Raw genomic sequence first — 17,810 nt, 5'->3', positions numbered from 1 at the left:
TTTTACGAGAACCTTAAATCTTTCTATGAATCAGATAAATATACTATGGGTTGATGACGAAATTGAATCCCTTAAGTCACAGATCATTTTTTTAGAAAGCAAAGGATATAAAGTTTCTGCCCTCACAAATGGGTACGATGCACTCGAATTCCTGAAAGAACAGGTAGTAGATGTTGTATTGCTCGATGAATCTATGCCTGGAATTACCGGATTGGAAACCCTTGGAAAAATAAAAGAAATCGATCAGCAGATCCCCATCGTGATGATCACTAAAAATGAGGCTGAAAACGTGATGGATGATGCCATCGGCTCACAAATCACCGATTATCTCATTAAACCGGTAAATCCCAATCAGGTTTTACTATCTCTCAAAAAAATAATAGACAACAAACGTCTGGTGGCCGAAAAAACTACCAGCGCATACCAGCAGGAGTTCCGCAGCCTATTCATGGCATTGAGTTCTAACCCCGACCATTCCGAATGGGCCGATATTTACAAAAAACTGGTCTACTGGGAAATGGAAATGACTAAAACCAATAGCCCTGAAATGCTGGAAGTACTGAATGCCCAGAAAACAGAAGCCAATAACGAATTTTCAAAATTTATTGCCCGCAATTACAGCGATTGGCTTCACCCTAAAGCTATTGATGCTCCGGTAATGTCACATACCCTGTTTCAGGATAAGGTAGTACCAAATCTGGACCCTAACGTTCCAAATGTATTTCTCCTTATAGATAACCTGCGATTCGACCAATGGAAGGCGATTATGCCAATTTTTCAGGAATCGTTTCGTTTAGTGGAGGAAGATAGCTTCTACAGTATTTTACCTACCAGCACCCAATATAGCAGAAATGCGATTTTCGCCGGATTACTACCAATTGATATTGAGCATAAGTTTCCACAGGAATGGAAAAATGACGATGAAGAAGGAGGGAAAAACCTCTATGAAGAACATTTCTTTGCAGAACAGCTTAAAAGGCTGAAAATGGATAGCCGTTTTTCGTACACTAAGGTTACCAATCACGCCGATGCTCAAACAATGCTTAATAATATCCACAATATGATGGACTATCCATTAAGCATAATCGTGTACAACTTTGTGGATATGCTGAGCCATGCCCGTACCGAAATGGAAGTACTGAAAGAACTGGCCGGCGATGAAGCCTCTTATCGCTCCATTACTGCCAGCTGGTTCGAACATAGCCCATTGAATCAGGCATTAAAGCGGATCAGCGATAAAAAGATCAATCTCATTATTGCAACAGATCATGGCAGTGTAAGGGTTAAAACCCCTGTAAAAGTGATAGGTGATAAGCAAACAACTACAAATCTTCGCTATAAACATGGCCGGAACCTGAACTATGACCCTAAAGAAGTATTGGCATTCAGAGATCCGAGAGATGCAGGCTTACCTAAACCTAACGTAAATTCGTCCTATATTTTTGCAAAAGGTGACGGTTATCTCTGTTATCCGAACAACTATAATTATTTTGTAAACTACTACAGAAATACCTTCCAACATGGTGGGATCTCGCTTGAGGAGATGATAGTACCATTTGCAAGAATGATAACCAGGTAATTGCTTTTTGCTATTTTTGCCGCATGAACATTAAAATCACACCCAATAACCTGACCAAGCTGGAAAAGATTTTTGAAGATTCAAAGTATGTACTGCGCTTTGAAAAGGGAAGCTTTAACTCTGGTTACTGCATATTGGAACACAAAAAAGTGGTAGTGATCAATAAATTCCTCAATATGGAAGGGCGTATTAACACCCTTATTGATATTTTAAGCACCCTGCCTCTGGATGAGGAAATGTTAACAGCCGAATCACATAAGCTGTATAAACAGATCCAGGCAGATAAACCTATTACCGAAACACCTTCAGAGCCTTCTGAAGAACAATCAGCTGAATAGGAAAAAGAAAAAGCAAAAGGAATGAAAGTTACATTCTTAGGTACAGGCACTTCACAAGGCGTTCCGGTAATAGCCTGCGGTTGTAATGTTTGTACTTCTACCGATAAAAAAGATAAAAGGCTTAGAAGCAGCATTATGGTTTCTTCACCCGCCGGAAATATTGTGGTAGATACTACCCCTGATTTCAGGTACCAGATGCTACGTGAAAAAGTCGGTCATCTCGAAGCCGTACTCGTAACCCATTCTCATAAAGATCATATTGCCGGAATGGATGATATCAGAGCGTTTAACTATTTTCAACAAAGCGCTATTAATATCTATGCCTCCGAATTTACACAAACCGTCATCAAACGTGAATTTGCCTACGCATTTTCCGAATTTAAATATCCGGGTATCCCGGAAATTAACCTGCAAACCATTTCTGATACCCCATTTGAGGTTAATGGACTTACAGTGACGCCAATACACGTCATGCATCATCAAATGCCTGTAATTGGCTTCAGATTCCATGACTTTACCTATATCACAGATGCTAACTTCATTGCTGAAGAAGAGAAAGAGAAGATAAAAGGCTCCAAAATTCTGGTTCTGAATGCACTTAGAAGAGAAAAGCATATCTCTCATTTTACTTTAGATGAAGCCATTGCCCTAGGTAAGGAACTGGAAGTACCGGAAGTGTATTTTACACATATCAGCCACCAGTTAGGCCTGCATGAAGAAGTGACGAAAGAGCTCCCCCCTGGCATGGCACTGGCATATGATGGACTAACACTGGAAATCTAGGCTTTGCATTTGGTTAACGAAAGGCCGAAGCAATGTTTGTAGCTTCGTAGCAGTTTGTTAGCCTATGTTGAAGCAATTTATACGTGAATTCTTTCAGTTTTCCCGCAAAGAGCGCGCTGGCATTATTCTGCTCAGTATCCTGATTATTTTTACTCATTATTTGCCGGATTGGATTAACCCACCATACCTACCAGATACCGATAAGGATTTACAGGCAGCGGTAGACGATTTTCATCGTCAACTCATCTACGACAGTATAATAACTGTTCCCAAAACAGTTAGGCTACCAAAGTATCCCGTTCAGAAATCTTTCACCAGATATAAAGACACTTTAAGTCATTATGTAAAGAAAAAACCTCCTATAATCGATATAAATACGGCAGATAGCCTTCAATGGCAGTTGCTGCCCGGCATTGGCCCCGGGTTTTCGAGGCGGATTGTAAAGTTCCGGGAAGCCCTTGGAGGGTTCTATGAGGTGCAGCAGGTGGCAGAATGTTATGGATTACCCGATAGTACATTTCAAAAAATTCAACCTTTTTTAAAGATTGGTGATAGTTCTCTAAAAATTCTAGACCTCAACCTCACAGATGAAAAATCTTTGGCATCCCATCCATACATCCGCTATAAACTGGCCCATTTAATAGTGCAATATCGTAGCATGCATGCGGGTTTCAGCCAGGTATCCGACCTTCGGCAGCTACCGTTGGTGGATGATATTATTTATCGTAAAATTGAACATTACATAACGGTCAAACATTAAACCCACGTATTTATGAATTTTGAGCCTACGGAAATGCAACAACAGATTGCACAAATGATCCGGGATTTCGGAAAAACAAACATACAGCCATACGTGATTGAATGGGATGAGAAGCAGGAGTTCCCCGCTGCAGTGCTTAGGCAAATGGGGCAGCTGGGCCTGATGGGAGTGCTGGTGCCTCAGGAATACGGGGGAAGTGGATTAGGATACCTGGAATATGTAACCGTAATAAGTGAGGTGGCCAGAATATGCGGAGCTATCGGGTTAAGCGTAGCCGCACATAATTCCTTATGCACCGGGCATATCCTGCAATTTGGCAATGAAGAACAAAAACAGCGTTATTTGCCCAAATTGGCTACTGCTGAATGGATAGGAGCATGGGGGCTTACTGAGCCTAATACGGGTTCGGATGCCATGAATATGAAATGTGTTGCTCATAAGGAGGGTAATGAATGGGTGATTAATGGTACTAAAAACTGGATTACACATGGTAAAAGCGGAGAAGTGGCGGTAGTGATAGCCCGCACCGGAGATATCAGAGATAGCCATGGTATGAGCGCATTTATTGTAGAGAGGGGTACCCCAGGGTTTAGCGGCGGAAAGAAAGAGAATAAGCTGGGAATGCGTGCTTCCGAAACCGCTGAAATGATTTTTGATAATTGCAGAATACCTGAAGCTAATTTGTTGGGGAAAGTTGGTGAGGGCTTTATTCAGGCGATGAAAGTATTGGATGGAGGAAGAATATCTATAGCTGCATTATCATTGGGAATTGCTAAGGGAGCAAGGGATGCAGCATTAAAATATGCAAAAGAGCGCCATCAGTTCGATCAGCCTATTGCTAATTTTCAGGGAATATCCTTTAAACTGGCCGATATGGCTACCGAAATAGAGGCCGCGGAATTACTCACCTTACAGGCAGCAGATATGAAAAACCGAAAGGTTAAAATGACAGCGCAAGCCGCCATGGCTAAGTATTTCGCGTCTGAAGTAGCTGTAAGGGTTGCTAATGATGCTGTTCAGATTTTCGGTGGATATGGTTATACAAAGGACTTTCCTGTCGAAAAATTTTATCGAGATGCAAAATTATGTACTATTGGAGAGGGTACTTCCGAGATCCAGAAAGTGGTAATTGCGAGAGAGGTTTTACGTTGATTTTGATAAGATTGAAGACCAATTTTTTTTATAATTTGTGAATATTAGTATTATTACCGTTCATCAATTTTTCAAAAAAAAATAACATTAACCCTTTAGTGTTATTGAATATTGCAAAAGGAACGTTAAATTTGGGTTAATTCGTCACTCTTTACCGTTTATCAACCTTAACACAAAATCACAGAAAGATTTGAAACATTTCTACCCATTGAAAAGCACCCTTTAAGGGTGCTTTTCTATACCTGAATGTTTGGGAGAATGTATAAAACTATAGGAAGTTTCTGTACTTCCACGTTATGATTTTTAAGTAGTACTACTGGTTTTTTTCTTACATCGGCCTATTACCTTTACCAATCAAAATATTATTAACTGTTATGTTCTCCAAGATTTTAAAATGGGCTGGTATTGTACTGGCCAGCCTGCTGGTTATAGGTGCAATCACCTATTCTGTACTTGCTTATAAGTTTAATCAAAAGGTAAACAACACTTATGCAGTAAATGTACGACCTATCCAAGTAGGTACTGATTCTGCAACCATTGCCAATGGTAAGCATCTTTATGAAATTAAAGGTTGTGGCGAATGCCACGCTGCCGATTTAGGCGGAAAAGTATTTGTAAATGATCCGGCAATCGGAACAATTGGAGGGTCCAATCTTACCTATGGTAAGAATGGTTTGCCTGAAAGTTTTGATGATAAAGCCTGGTTAAGCGCATTGCGCCATGGTTTAAATGTTGAAAACAAGTCTTTGTTATTAATGCCGTCTGAAGACTATTACAGGATGGATGATGAGGATATTTCAGCTATTATAGCCTTTTGCAAATCACAACCCTATGTAGATCGTCCAAGTCCAGAGATCGTCATTAAACCTATGGGGAAAATCCTGGCTGTATTGGGTAAACTTCCGTTATTCCCTGCAGATATAATAGATCATCAGCATCAGCAACCTGCTGTTGTGGAAAAAACAGCTTCTGTTAGTTATGGCAAGTATTTATCGGCTTCCTGCACGGGATGTCATAAGACTACATTAACCGGTGGTGAAAATCCTGTTCCAGGAGGTGCTACTGTGGCTAATATTACGTCATCCGGCCATATTGGTAAATGGAGCAAGGATGAATTTATTACTGCTTTACGTACCGGCAATACACCTGAAGGAAAAGCATTGAAAAATGAGGATATGCCTTGGCAAATGACAGCGAAATATACTGATGTAGAATTAGAAGCGCTGTATCTGTATCTGAAGAGTTTGTAGCTCGCAGGCTCGCAGGCTTTTCTCGCAATGGCACAAAGATTAATATTAAGAAGTATAAGGATCGAAGCGAATGTTATTAAGAACTACTGACTGGTTTCTATTATAATTGAAACCTAACGGAAGTCCTTAAAAACATTCGCTTCGATCCTTATACTTCTTAATATTAATCTTTGTGCCATTGCGAGAAAAAGCTCGCTTGCGAGCTACCCCAGAAAATCATCGGTTGCTGCATTGCTTTCTTTAGCCATACCAGCAAACCAGTTATCAACGGTACCGGCGATAAATGGAGGCAGTTTACCTTTTACATATTCTTTGATAACATCAATAGCCTGAGCAGCTTGTTCGGGTGTGAGGCCGGCTTTTTCCTGCAATTGCTGAATTAGTTCTTGCATAAAATTGTGTTTTTTATGGTTCGAAGATTGGTTGTATTTTAATGCAAAAGGATTTACTGAGATTAAAGATGTTTCAGTAAATCCTTTTGTTAGAATCTTATCTGGTATATAGTACTAAGCTACCTTCAATTGAACCAAGGTTGATTTTTCCAGTTTAGCTTCGGCATATTCTCTGGTCAGATGGAACACTTCTTCAGTGGAAGATGGAAGTTCATACATTGCATCGCTCAGCACAACTTCACAGATAGAGCGTAAGCCACGGGCTCCGAGTTTGTATTCCATAGCTTTATCAACGATATAGTCGATGGCAGCTTCTTCAACCTGCAGGTCGATATTTTCTACTTTAAACAGCTTTTTATATTGCTTGATAAGCGCATTTTTTGGTGCTGTTAAAATAGATTTCAGGGTGTCACGATCTAAAGAGTTCAGATAGGTGACAACCGGTAAGCGGCCCAGTAATTCAGGGATAAGACCGAAAGATTTCAGATCCTGAGAGTTGATGTATCTGAGGATTTGTTTTCTGTTTTCTTCTTCTTTTTCCTTGTTAACGGTAAAGCCGATAGAATGGGTTTGAACTCTTCTGCTGATGATTCTTTCGATACCATCGAAAGCGCCACCGCAGATGAACAGAATATTCTGAGTGTTGAGTTTAATCAGTTTTTGTTCGGGGTGCTTACGGCCGCCCTGAGGAGGTACCAGTACTTCAGTTCCTTCCAGGAGTTTGAGTAATCCTTGTTGCACGCCTTCGCCGCTTACATCACGGGTGATGGAAGGGTTATCGCTTTTACGGGCGATTTTATCGATTTCGTCGATATATACGATACCGCGTTCTGCAGCTTCAACGTCGTAGTTGCAAACTTGCAGGAGGCGGCTTAATATGCTTTCAACGTCTTCACCTACGTAACCTGCTTCTGTGAAAACAGTAGCATCAACGATGGTAAAGGGAACGTTTAATTGTTTGGCGATTGATTTAGCCAGCAAGGTTTTACCGGTACCGGTTTCACCCACCATGACGATGTTGGATTTTTCGATTTCCACTTCATCATCTTCGATTTTTTGGTTTAATCTTTTATAGTGGTTGTAAACAGCAACAGCCAGTATTTTTTTGGCGTCATCTTGACCGATAACATATTCGTCCAGGAACTTCTTGATATCGACTGGTTTAGCTACTTTGGTAGTAAAGTGCTGGGCAGCCGGAGAAGTGGTTTTACGACCTGGGGTAAATAACTCCTGATCTATTATTTCCTGAGCGTTAGCCACACAGTTTTCACAGATATGTCCTTCAGCGCCAGCGATCAATATCTGCACTTCTTCTTTAGAGCGGCTGCAAAAGGAACAACGAATTTTTGATTCTTTCATTACTGAATAGATTAATTTTCTACGAAACTATCATTGTCAGGGTTACAAATTTACGGTAAATCGGTTAAAACAGTGTAGCGAAGGAAGCAGCGTTTTTTTTGTAATATGTCGCTACCTTCTTCGCTACAAGCTATTATTCGATTAAGCTTTAGGCTTATTGAGGAGTTTCCAGATTTTTCTTAGGATTTTTCTGAAGAACGTCATCAATGATACCATATTCTTTTGCTTCGTCGGCGGTCATCCAGTAGTCACGATCTGAATCTTTCTCTACTTTTTTCACTGGTTGTCCGCAGTGGGTTGCAATGATTTCGTTGAGTTCTTTCTTCAGTTTCACGAATTCACGAGCGGTGATTTCGATATCGGAAGTCTGACCTTCAGCGCCACCATGAGGTTGGTGGATCATTACGCGAGCGTGTTTCAGAGCTGTACGTTTTCCTTTGTTACCAGCTACCAGCAATACAGCGCCAAAAGAGGCAGCCATACCGGTGCAGATAGTAGCAACTTCCGGAGAAATGATCTGCATGGTGTCGTAGATACCTAAACCGGCATATACGCTACCACCAGGGCTATTGATATACATCTGAATATCGCGGTTACGATCGGCAGATTCGAGGAACAACAGTTGAGCCGTGATTACGTTTGCAACATAGTCGTTAATCGGGTCGCCGAGGAAAATAATACGATCAGCCATCAACCGGGAGAAAACGTCCATCTGAGTCATATTCATCTGACGTTCTTCCAGGATATACGGGGTCAGGCTATTGAGCTGGTGACTTTTAGCATAGCTATCTACAACCAGGCTGCTGATTCCACGATGATGGATGGCATATTTTCTGAATTCGTTATTAATGTTCATGATGGTGATGTTTATGAGGTAAATTAACAAAATCTTCTGCTTTGATTTCCTCTTCTGTTACTTTCACCTTAGCTTCAGCCCAGTCAAATAATTTGGTTGTGATCATTTCGCGATAAGTCTGGTCTACAAACTTTTCGTCTTGTAAAAGGCGATCCAGGTAGCTGTCTAACCACTCTGCTCCGTCAGATGCAGCAGCACCGTAGTAGCCTAATACTTTTTGTTTGGCATTGTCTTTCAGTTCATCGAAAGAAACGTCCAGTTTATTTTCTTTAACCAGTTTATCGCTGATCAGTGTCCAACGTAATTGGTGGTCGAAGCTTGGATATTCTTTTTCTGCTTCTTCGGCAGTTTTAGGTTTTTCACCGCCAACTTGCAGCCAACGTTTGAGGAAATCCTTTGGTAAATCGATAGGAGTTTCGTGAACCAGCACTTCGAACAGATCGTTGTGGAGATGGTTGCGGCTTTCAGAATCCCAGTATTTACCGATTTCTTCTTTCAGTTTAGCACGGAAAGCTTCTTCAGTGGTGATTTCTTCTCCCGGATAAACTTCTTTGAAGAACTCTTCGTTTAATTCTCTTTTTTCAATCAGACCAACTTTAGTGATAGTCAGTTTGAAATATTTTTGAGCTGCTTCTTTATCGTCAGTTGCAAAGCCCAGGTCTTTCAGGATCCAGCCCAGACGTTGCTCGTCGAAAGAAGTTGCTAATTGGAAAACGATAGTATCATCGATTTTTTTACCCATTAATTGCTCCTGAATAGATGGAGTGAAATATTTAACGAGTAATGCATTCTCTTTTACGATACCGCCTTCGATAACATTGCCTTTTGCATCTGCTTCCTCGAATTTAACGTTTATAACGTTATCTTCAGAAGTAATTGTTTCAGGTTCGGTAGTTTTTCCACCTTTTAATTGTAAACGGTTTACTTCATCTTCAACCATTTCGTCAGAAACCGCTACTTTATAACGGGTAAGAGTGGTCTTGTTGTTGTCGAGTGGAGTAACATCAAAAGCTGGTTTCAAACCAACTTCAAATTCAAAGGCATATTCAGCCGGAGCATTGAAGTCTAGGTTCTTAGCCTCTTTATCGAGTGATAACGGTTGACCGAAGATTTCCAGCTTTTCATTTTGCACGTATCCCATCAACTCTTTTTCAACTGTTTTCAGGATCTCATCGCCGAAGATAGCCTGACCATGCATCTTCTTAACCATGCCAGCAGGCACCATTCCTTTACGGAAGCCTGGGATATTAGCTTGTTTGCTGAATTGTTTTACTGCTTTGTCAAAATTAGGAAGATAATCTTCCTGGCTCAATTTCACAGTGATCTTATCGTTCAATAAACCAATGTTTTCTCTCGTTACGGTTGCCATAATTGAATTATATAAAGTGTTCTTTAAGAAGCAATAATGATTCCTTGTTTATTTTTCTGCCATGAAGTCACAACGGCGGGTAGGATTGGCAGGGCGCGTTTCCCGGAAAAATTATGATGAAAATCAATCTGCATACGGCATTGGTGAGGTAAATGATTCTGAATCGCCTATCTATACCACACTTGCCATATTGACGTATCACATAACCATCTTTAATGAATAAGACATTAAAATCTTATACTATTAAAACCGTTTTGCAGTGTAAGTTACTGAAAATCAGTACGATACTTAAACTGCACACTTTTAGGCTGCGCGAAGATAATTAATTTAGACGGCATAATTCCCTTATTTACTCTTAAAATTCAACGGTTGCCATTCCATTATAATCTAAGGAATGGGATTTTTTAGTAATATTAATAACAGAAAACCTGTGCCAGAAATTCGACATCTGTTCTTGAGATGAGTTTTCCCCTACACATAGCATTTATCTACCTTTTTGATCTAATATGAGTTATAATGAAAAATGAAATAGTATTAAGGTTTGGTATCTGGAGATTTAATGATATTACCCATGATGAAATCAGCAGGATCTTAGGTGTTACCCCCTCCTTTGTTCTAATTAGAGGAGAGCCAAGAAATCCTAAAATTCCAATGCCGGCAAAGGAAAATGGCTGGTTACTGGAAGCCACTTCTGATACAACTACTTCCTTTGAAGAACAAATGAATATCTTATTAAAATTTTTTGAAGAGAAAAAGGATGTTTTGAAACCCTTATGCGAAAAGTATTATTCAGAGATCTCCTGTGCTGTATTTACATATTTTGGGAACGAAGAAAGTACCCCGTGGTTGCACCTGGATACAAGGTATAACAACCTGGTTAAAGAGTTAAACATTGAGTTTGATGTAGATCTTTATTGTATGCCCAACGATCCATCTTAAGATGCTTGTTTTTCTTAATGAGCATGTTAGAAGGAAATAGTTATAATGAAGGTTACCCCTTTGTGGGCGAACATACTTACCTCGCTACTCAGGAAGTTTTTGCAAATGAAAAAAAGAACGGCGACTATGAATTTTTATGAAAAAAATGACTTTCCCCAATACATTTAAAAAGAAATAAAAATGAAATTTATAATAGCATTTTGTTTATTGTTTCTGGGGAATTTCAAGATGTACTATTCTGATAAACCTGTAAGAATTGGAATAAAGGAAGCAACCCAAACTAAGTATAGGGCAGGAAAGTATAAATCGATTAAGCATTTTTTGGACAGTATATGCTTTACAGGGAACTTATCCCTTAAAAAGAAGAATATTATTACGCGTAAAAATGCGCGGATTGATACTCTTTATTCTAAGCAAGGTCTTAAACTTGTGAAAAGTATGGGAATTGTCAAGCAATACTATTTTCCAAAAAAAGGGCATGATTTTGATGATCCCGGAACTTGCTATAGTTTCTTAGGCATAGGAAATAAATGCTTTGATAAGGATACTGTTATGTGTTGGCAGCAGTTTAAGTATTACCCTAACAATTTAATCACATACAATAAGTCCTCTTTTATAATGATGAAATGTGCGCCTTATCCTGGTAATTGTATAGGAGGTGCCTGTAGGGTGAATTTTTATCCGGTAATTGGATTTTATGGGTCAGATACTAGTTTTCATTACTTTGTTAACACTGATGATATTGGAGGGCTTAGGTATTCAGATATAAACCATGATGAGTTCCTTGATTTTTTGTCTATTCAAAGCACTTTCGATGATAAGGATTATCAAAAGCTAGCAACGTGGAAAAAGAAATATAAAAATTTTGAGTGTACAGAAGCGGGTCAATGTTATAAAATAACAGCTTTATCTTTTAAGAAAGGAAAATGGGAAACTTTGAAAGATAAGAATGGGGAAGAGTATTTTATGTTAATCAAATTGAATCGACCATTGGATGAGAATAGCAGCTTTGAATTGTTAATGTCAAATTGGCCATAGTTAAGATTCATTTGGATCAATGCAAACAAAAAAGGCTGTTCCTTTCGAAACAGCCTTTTTAATTTTGAGTGCGGGTGGAGGGACTCGAACCCCCATGCCGCGAAGCACTAGATCCTAAGTCTAGCGTGTCTACCAATTTCACCACACCCGCATTTTTATGAACTTTATCCCTTAGATCAGGATTTAAAGGACTGCAAAGGTATAGTTTTTTCTGAATTAACAAAATCAATTATTAGATTTTTGTGTAAGAAGATTTAGAAATCTCCGGGAACCTGCTTAAATTAACAGTGATTTTATACCAAAAGTCAGACTCTTGCCATGGCTAAAACCTTTTTTGAAGAATTAAATAGTACTGCTACCGGAGTAGCCTACAAGAATATCAACCTGAAAAAGGCTGCACTGGCCTTTTTTGCCAATAGTGGAAATGCTACCATTGCCGACTTGTGTAAAGAACTTAACCTTAGTACCCCTAAAGTTACTAATCTGGTAAATGACCTGATTACCGATGGATTGGTTATGGATTACGGGAAAATTGAATCTACCGGTGGTAGAAAACCTAATCTTTATGGACTCGTGCCAGATTCGGCTTTCTTTATCGGGGTTGATGTAAAACAGGATCACCTGAACCTGGGCCTTTCTGATTTGCACAAAAATCTGATAACAACCGTAGAAGGACTACCCTATAAATTAGATAATACCAAAGAGTCTCTGGAAGAACTATGCCTGCTGATCAACCAGTTTATAGATGGATTGACCGTACCCAAAGAAAAAATATTAGGAATCGGAATCAATATCCAGGGCCGAATCAACTATGCTACCGGGTATAACTATAGCCTTTTTCATTTCGATGATGAACCGCTAAGTAAAGTCATCGCAGATAAAGTAGGCATCCAGGTATTCCTTGAAAACGATTCAAGGGCCATGGCGTATGGCGAATTCAGTTCCGATATCGTGAATGGAGAAAAGAATGTACTATTTCTAAATCTGGATTATGGTATAGGTATGGGTGTTGTAATTAACGGAGAACTCTATTACGGTAAATCCGGCTACAGTGGCGAAGTAGGACATATTCCCATGTTCGATAATGAAATCATCTGTCATTGTGGAAAAAAAGGTTGCCTCGAAACAGAAGCCAGTGGATGGGCACTGGTTAGTATGTTCCGCCAGAAATTAGCTGCAGGTTCCTCCTCAATGCTTACACGTAACCACAAATCGCCCGACGATATACACATGCATGATATTATTGAAGCTGCCAACAATGATGATATGCTTGCTATTGAAATGTTAGGAAAAGTAGGAGAAAATTTAGGTAGAGGTGTGGCATTGCTCATGAATATTTTTAATCCCGAATTAGTAATTCTGGGTGGTGCCTTATCAGAAGCCAGAGAACATATTCGCCTGCCAATAAGAAGTGCTATGAATAAATATTCGTTGAGTTTGGTAAGTAACGATTCGGCCCTGAAAATGTCGAGACTGGGGGAGAAAGCCGGAATTATCGGAGCTTGTTTATTGGTTAGAAATAAGGTGTTGATAAGTTGATTTTAAGTAACTTTATCAGACCTGAATTCCAATTTCTTACCCAAAAACAATCTTTATGGCAAACCTAACAGCGTATCTGGTTTTTGGCAACAATTGTCGTGAAGCCATGAACTTTTATCAAAAAGTATTTGGCGGCGATCTGAAGGTAATGACCATGGCAGATTCGCCCATGAAAGATCAGACACCTCCTGAAGCCAAAGACCTAGTCATGCATGCTTTTTTGCAAGCTCCTGGTTTTGCATTAATGGCATCTGATGGAATGCCTGGTCAGCCACCTGTAAACGGAGATTCTGTTCAGCTGGCAATCGGTGTTACTTCAGTTGAAGATGCAGAGAGAATTTATCAACAGCTATCAGCTGGCGGGCAGGTTAAAATGCCTTTACAGGAAACATTCTGGGCACATCGTTATGGTCAGTTTGCCGACAAGTTTGGTATCAACTGGATGGTAAGCTATAACAAGCCAATGTAGTTTCCAATTTCCGGATTCAGTGATCTTATTGTTTTAAGGCTTTAAGTTTAGCAAACAGATGTCTGAATCCGGAAATTAATTTCTCCGAAATACCCCATTGTTTTCGCTTCTCAATTGCTGGTTTAAATCCAGGGTCATACGTAATTATCAGATCAATCATCTTTCTGCAGGTTGCTGCATCTCCCTTCCCTTCAAAGGCTAAAGCCATCAGGTAACGAATGGTAGAAACCTCCTGATCCCAGGTCCAGTTATTAGCTGCATAGATATTCAGACTTTGAATACAATAGGAAAGACAACCATTATAATCCTTAATTCCCAGATTGGCTTCTGCGAGATAAGAGAAAATACTGATCTTATAATTCGGAGCATTGTCCGATATATCGCCCTGCTGCATTATCTCCAGGGTATGTTGCATGTCTGTTATACACGACTGGTAACGGCTCAGGCGTAGTGATGCTTTACCCCGGAAATAAAAGATCTTCATCTGTGAGATGACTGGCAATTGTGCTATGCCACCAATAGAAATACGATTATTTATGGCACCAATGCAATGTTCGTATTGGTGATTGTCGAAGTAGAGATACATAAGATTAAAGTAGGCATCGCTATCATCTGGTTTCTCGGTAAGATGGGTTTCCAGTGCCTGAATTCTTTCATTCAGATCATTACTTCGGTTAGTACGAATAAATGCGCGCCCGGTCTTTATTCTATCGATATTTAAAACAATTTTATCCCGCTCATAAGCCGGTAAGGTATCCAGTTGAGGAATTATCTGAGAATTATAATCGGCTAAAATCTTTTCATATAATAAGAGAGCGGTATTATGTTCTTCCAGTGCACAGAGGTCCTCAATCAGGCGTTCATGGATAGAAACATAGTACATTAAAGGCAGTACTTCTTTATACTCTTCCAGGATTTTTTTACGATCTGTAATTGCGGCTTCAAGTTTACCGATATTATGATAGGCATCGGCCCTGGATTCCAATTGTTCCCAGAACGGAGAAATATTGTATCCTATGGTGTGCACCAGCACTGCTTCTACATAAACTTTTGATTCATTTAAAGTGATCCCGTAATTATTACAACACATTGCATAGTGTAACAAATTTGAGGCATCAGCTTTACCAATATTCTTATTCCAGTAGTTATAGTAACAATCGAAAGATTTTTTATACAGGAACCGCCGCATTTTCAACATTCCAGGATGGAATTCTTTATTGCTGATTTCACTGAAATCCATCCCCGCAAGGTACCATTCAAAGGCTGATGCTTCATCGTTGTTGGGCCACGACTCAGGAAATTCTCCGGTTGTTTTATAGGTTGCATAATACCACCTGATAATGCAGGCTGGAGTTGGGTTGCCATGCAATGCTTTATTAAACCAGTTGCAGGCTTCTTCATAACTACCAATATTAAAGAGGGCAGTGCCTATGTAATAGCTAAAGAAGGCAGCATTTTCCTGATATTGTGTTAAAAGTTTCTTGCCGGTAGAGATTTGCTGTAGAGTACTATCTTCATAATCATCTCCAAAAAAATAACTTCTATACTCAATAGATGCTTTACAATAAGCAAGACACAATGATATATCTGCTGTTCCTGCTTCTATGAGTTGTTTTATTTCATTTAACAGAACAGCAATTTCACTTTCACTATTCTCTGTATTATAGAACAGGTAAGGCAGCAGTTGCTCGGTGAATTTGTAGTCTTTAAGCAGAAAGGCAACTTTCATTATTGAAATAATCCTTTTGGTGAATGGATTATTTTCGAAAGCCTGTTTATAATATTCAAGAGCCAGTGTTTTATTATTGTTTTGAAGATATAGGTCTCCAACGCGTATAAAACACTCGTATCTGGCAGAATTGAGCTGTGGAAGATTGTCGGTATACAGATTATTGATAATTTCAAGATAGGCTATCAGGTCGTCCAGTGCGGCTTCTTTTTCATCTTTCATAAGGGAAAGATGAAAGCGGTACAGAAGTGCCAGGGATGCAGCTTCTTTATTATCAGATGCAATAATTATGGAACAATCGCTCAGGGTTTCAGTGTCTTTTTCGATAATTTCGTGCGCACCAATCCATGCACGGTTTAGCCGGGCTTGTAGATGATCGGGGTCCAGGTCTAATACTTTACTAAAGGCTTCATAGGCAGATAAATACACTGCAATGGCTAAGTCGGTATTGCTTGTGTTTTTAGCTTCTTCCAGGAGAGATAACCCTAATAGTTGCCATCCGGTGCTATTTTCGGGATTTTCCTGCAACCAGGTGTCTAACTGCGTAATAACCTCCGTATATGCCTGCTCGTTGTACAGATTTTCCAATTCTTCGAGTTCCATACAATTATTCCATCCTCTAATTTATTAATAATGCCTCAAGGTTGCTAAAATAATTCTAAATACTGGGTTTGAATATTTATATTTAGAGACCATTTATTATCAGCCAGAAAACGTTCAAATCCTTTGCCATGAAAGCAATAATAGTATTGTTATTACTCCTGGGTAATACAGTGTTATATGCCCAGGACTGTGATTGCAAAAAAAAGCTCGACAGTGTAACTACTTATCTTAGAAAGAATTATGTAGGATTCATCGACAAAGTTAATCCCGCTACACAACAGTCCTATATTAGTATGTTGACCCGCGTTTCCGCTCAGGCAAGTATTGCCCGAAGTTACGCTCATTGTGTATATGTCATTAATAGTTATTTGCAGTTCTTTAAAGACCGGCATCTATACTTATCTACAGCTTTTGGGCCTAAAAGAGAGAGTATTACCATTCCTGCTGCACAGTTGAAATTATTGGAACAACAACCGGTAGGAGGTGTTACTGGTATTTATAAATCCGATAGTCTGGAAATTGCCCTCGTAAAACAACCGAAAGGCATCCGGACCTATGCGGCAATTATATTACCTCCTGGAACTGCAAGCTGGAAACCCAATGACATCCTATTTGAATTGGTAAGCCGGGGTGCCGAGAAATTCGACATCATCAACTATGCGCGATGGGAACAAAAGCAGTTCGACAGTCTTAAAATCAATAAGACAACAAATGAACTATTTCATTACGGCTGGGGAAAGCAACAGGTAAATTCAACAGTCGCCCCATCCAAAGTTCCCGCTTTTGCTGATGAACCTGAAAATATCAGTTTCTTCAAACAACTCGATGATAGCACAGGATATCTGAGAATCAGGAGCTTTGCCCTCTCACATTATGGATCAATAGATTCGGTTATAAATGCTAATGATGATTATATCCGGAAGAATAGTAAGTTAATAATTGATATCAGGGGGTGCGATAGTGGTAATTATAAATTGGCAGAACGTTTACGCCCCTTGCTATATACACAGCCAGTTCGACTTGTTGGTGTAGATTTTTTTGCAACACCAGATAATGTTGCGGCCTGGAGACAATTACTGGAAGCACAGGCAACTCAACTGCCCGATGAATATGTAGAACAGATAAAAGAGGTGCTGCAACAATCCTCCGGCTTACAGGGCAGGCTAGTGAGTATGGGGCCAGACGAAAACATGATTCTGCCTTCTCCGACTACTTTTCCTGAAAAGGTAGCTATTATTATAGATGAAACCTGTAAGGAAACGGCCGAACAGTTTTTACTCGAAGCAAAACAGAGTACAAAAGTAAAATTGTATGGAGTTCCAACTACCGGAATGCTAGATTATTCTCATCCTACCAATGTTAAATTTTTTGCGCCAAATTTTTTATTAGTTTATCCAGTCACTCGCTCGAGAAGAATTTCTGCCAATCAAGGTATTGATAATAAGGGAGTTGTGCCGGATTATGTGTTGGATTATTTTAAGCCCGGATGGCTATACGAAGTTCAGAAAAATTAAAAAATTCTGGTGTTGTTAAGAACTGATTAACACTTTCAATTTCTTAATACCTCATCTTTATGCTACAAAGCATATGCTCGCGCATATATGAGGGTTTAAAAAATAGTAACAATGGTAGAAAAAGTTGCCTCACAATTCTTT

At 39.5% G+C, this 17,810-nt stretch carries 17 protein-coding genes and 1 tRNA gene; 12 read left to right on the top strand and 6 right to left on the bottom strand.

The window, feature by feature from the left end:
- Window positions 1-25 precede the first annotated feature (25 nt).
- The 6 genes from porX (at window position 26) to DVR12_RS25705 (ending at window position 5,862) form a co-directional block, all read left to right on the top strand.
- Window positions 26-1,579, top strand: a complete 1,554-nt coding sequence (porX, locus tag DVR12_RS25730; protein WP_116978683.1) for a T9SS response regulator signal transducer PorX — start codon at window positions 26-28, stop codon at window positions 1,577-1,579.
- A 23-nt stretch (window positions 1,580-1,602) separates the two neighbouring features.
- On the top strand, window positions 1,603-1,917 hold the full coding sequence (locus DVR12_RS25725) for a hypothetical protein (protein WP_116978682.1): 315 nt from the start codon (window positions 1,603-1,605) through the stop codon (window positions 1,915-1,917).
- Window positions 1,918-1,938: 21 nt separating this feature from the next.
- The gene (locus DVR12_RS25720) at window positions 1,939-2,700 is read left to right on the top strand and encodes an MBL fold metallo-hydrolase (protein ID WP_116978681.1); all 762 of its coding nucleotides are present in this window, start codon (window positions 1,939-1,941) and stop codon (window positions 2,698-2,700) included.
- A 64-nt stretch (window positions 2,701-2,764) separates the two neighbouring features.
- Window positions 2,765-3,460: a ComEA family DNA-binding protein gene (locus tag DVR12_RS25715; protein WP_116978680.1), complete on the top strand. Its 696-nt coding sequence runs from the start codon at window positions 2,765-2,767 to the stop codon at window positions 3,458-3,460.
- Between the two features lie 12 nt (window positions 3,461-3,472).
- On the top strand, window positions 3,473-4,612 hold the full coding sequence (locus DVR12_RS25710) for an acyl-CoA dehydrogenase family protein (protein ID WP_116978679.1): 1,140 nt from the start codon (window positions 3,473-3,475) through the stop codon (window positions 4,610-4,612).
- A gap of 374 nt (window positions 4,613-4,986) precedes the next feature.
- Window positions 4,987-5,862, top strand: coding sequence for a c-type cytochrome (locus DVR12_RS25705; protein ID WP_116978678.1), 876 nt, complete (start codon window positions 4,987-4,989; stop codon window positions 5,860-5,862).
- Window positions 5,863-6,065: 203 nt separating this feature from the next.
- Here the strand turns inward: DVR12_RS25705 and DVR12_RS25700 are convergent, their stop codons facing one another.
- The 4 genes from DVR12_RS25700 to tig form a co-directional block, all read right to left on the bottom strand.
- Window positions 6,066-6,254, bottom strand: coding sequence for an HU family DNA-binding protein (locus DVR12_RS25700; protein ID WP_116978677.1), 189 nt, complete (start codon window positions 6,252-6,254; stop codon window positions 6,066-6,068).
- A gap of 114 nt (window positions 6,255-6,368) precedes the next feature.
- Entirely contained in the window at window positions 6,369-7,613 is a 1,245-nt protein-coding gene (gene clpX, locus DVR12_RS25695; protein WP_116978676.1) for an ATP-dependent Clp protease ATP-binding subunit ClpX, read from the bottom strand.
- Between the two features lie 154 nt (window positions 7,614-7,767).
- Window positions 7,768-8,469, bottom strand: a complete 702-nt coding sequence (gene clpP / locus DVR12_RS25690; protein WP_116978675.1) for an ATP-dependent Clp endopeptidase proteolytic subunit ClpP — start codon at window positions 8,467-8,469, stop codon at window positions 7,768-7,770.
- Complete coding sequence (tig, locus tag DVR12_RS25685) at window positions 8,459-9,838, bottom strand: trigger factor (RefSeq protein ID WP_116978674.1); 1,380 nt, start codon at window positions 9,836-9,838, stop codon at window positions 8,459-8,461. The genes clpP and tig overlap by 11 nt, the downstream gene beginning before the upstream one ends.
- Before the next feature lie 61 nt (window positions 9,839-9,899).
- Here tig and DVR12_RS27675 point away from each other — a divergent pair, with 61 nt between their 5' ends.
- From DVR12_RS27675 to DVR12_RS25675, 3 genes are all read left to right on the top strand, one after another.
- The gene (locus DVR12_RS27675; RefSeq protein ID WP_158563375.1) at window positions 9,900-10,061 is read left to right on the top strand and encodes a hypothetical protein; all 162 of its coding nucleotides are present in this window, start codon (window positions 9,900-9,902) and stop codon (window positions 10,059-10,061) included.
- Window positions 10,062-10,354: 293 nt separating this feature from the next.
- Window positions 10,355-10,777 (top strand): DUF4279 domain-containing protein, encoded by a 423-nt coding sequence (locus DVR12_RS25680; protein ID WP_116978673.1) that lies wholly within the window; start codon window positions 10,355-10,357, stop codon window positions 10,775-10,777.
- Between the two features lie 180 nt (window positions 10,778-10,957).
- On the top strand, window positions 10,958-11,815 hold the full coding sequence (locus DVR12_RS25675; RefSeq protein WP_116978672.1) for a hypothetical protein: 858 nt from the start codon (window positions 10,958-10,960) through the stop codon (window positions 11,813-11,815).
- 69 nt (window positions 11,816-11,884) lie between these two features.
- Here the strand turns inward: DVR12_RS25675 and DVR12_RS25670 are convergent.
- Window positions 11,885-11,966: transfer RNA gene (locus tag DVR12_RS25670), tRNA-Leu, on the bottom strand.
- Between the two features lie 167 nt (window positions 11,967-12,133).
- Here DVR12_RS25670 and DVR12_RS25665 point away from each other — a divergent pair.
- Both DVR12_RS25665 and DVR12_RS25660 read left to right on the top strand, forming a co-directional pair.
- Window positions 12,134-13,354 (top strand): ROK family transcriptional regulator, encoded by a 1,221-nt coding sequence (locus DVR12_RS25665; protein ID WP_116978671.1) that lies wholly within the window; start codon window positions 12,134-12,136, stop codon window positions 13,352-13,354.
- 55 nt (window positions 13,355-13,409) lie between these two features.
- Window positions 13,410-13,823: a VOC family protein gene (locus DVR12_RS25660; RefSeq protein ID WP_116978670.1), complete on the top strand. Its 414-nt coding sequence runs from the start codon at window positions 13,410-13,412 to the stop codon at window positions 13,821-13,823.
- Window positions 13,824-13,848: 25 nt separating this feature from the next.
- Here the strand turns inward: DVR12_RS25660 and DVR12_RS25655 are convergent, their stop codons facing one another.
- Entirely contained in the window at window positions 13,849-16,155 is a 2,307-nt protein-coding gene (locus DVR12_RS25655; RefSeq protein ID WP_116978669.1) for a tetratricopeptide repeat protein, read from the bottom strand.
- A 128-nt stretch (window positions 16,156-16,283) separates the two neighbouring features.
- Between DVR12_RS25655 and DVR12_RS25650 the strand changes: the two genes are divergently transcribed.
- The gene (locus tag DVR12_RS25650; protein WP_116978668.1) at window positions 16,284-17,669 is read left to right on the top strand and encodes a S41 family peptidase; all 1,386 of its coding nucleotides are present in this window, start codon (window positions 16,284-16,286) and stop codon (window positions 17,667-17,669) included.
- Window positions 17,670-17,810 lie beyond the last annotated feature (141 nt).

Origin of the sequence: Chitinophaga silvatica, assembly GCF_003419895.1 — a bacterium.
Lineage (GTDB): Bacteria > Bacteroidota > Bacteroidia > Chitinophagales > Chitinophagaceae > Chitinophaga > Chitinophaga silvatica.
The sequence above is the reverse complement of the archived record's forward strand: the minus strand, read 5'-3'. Positions and strand labels throughout refer to the sequence as shown.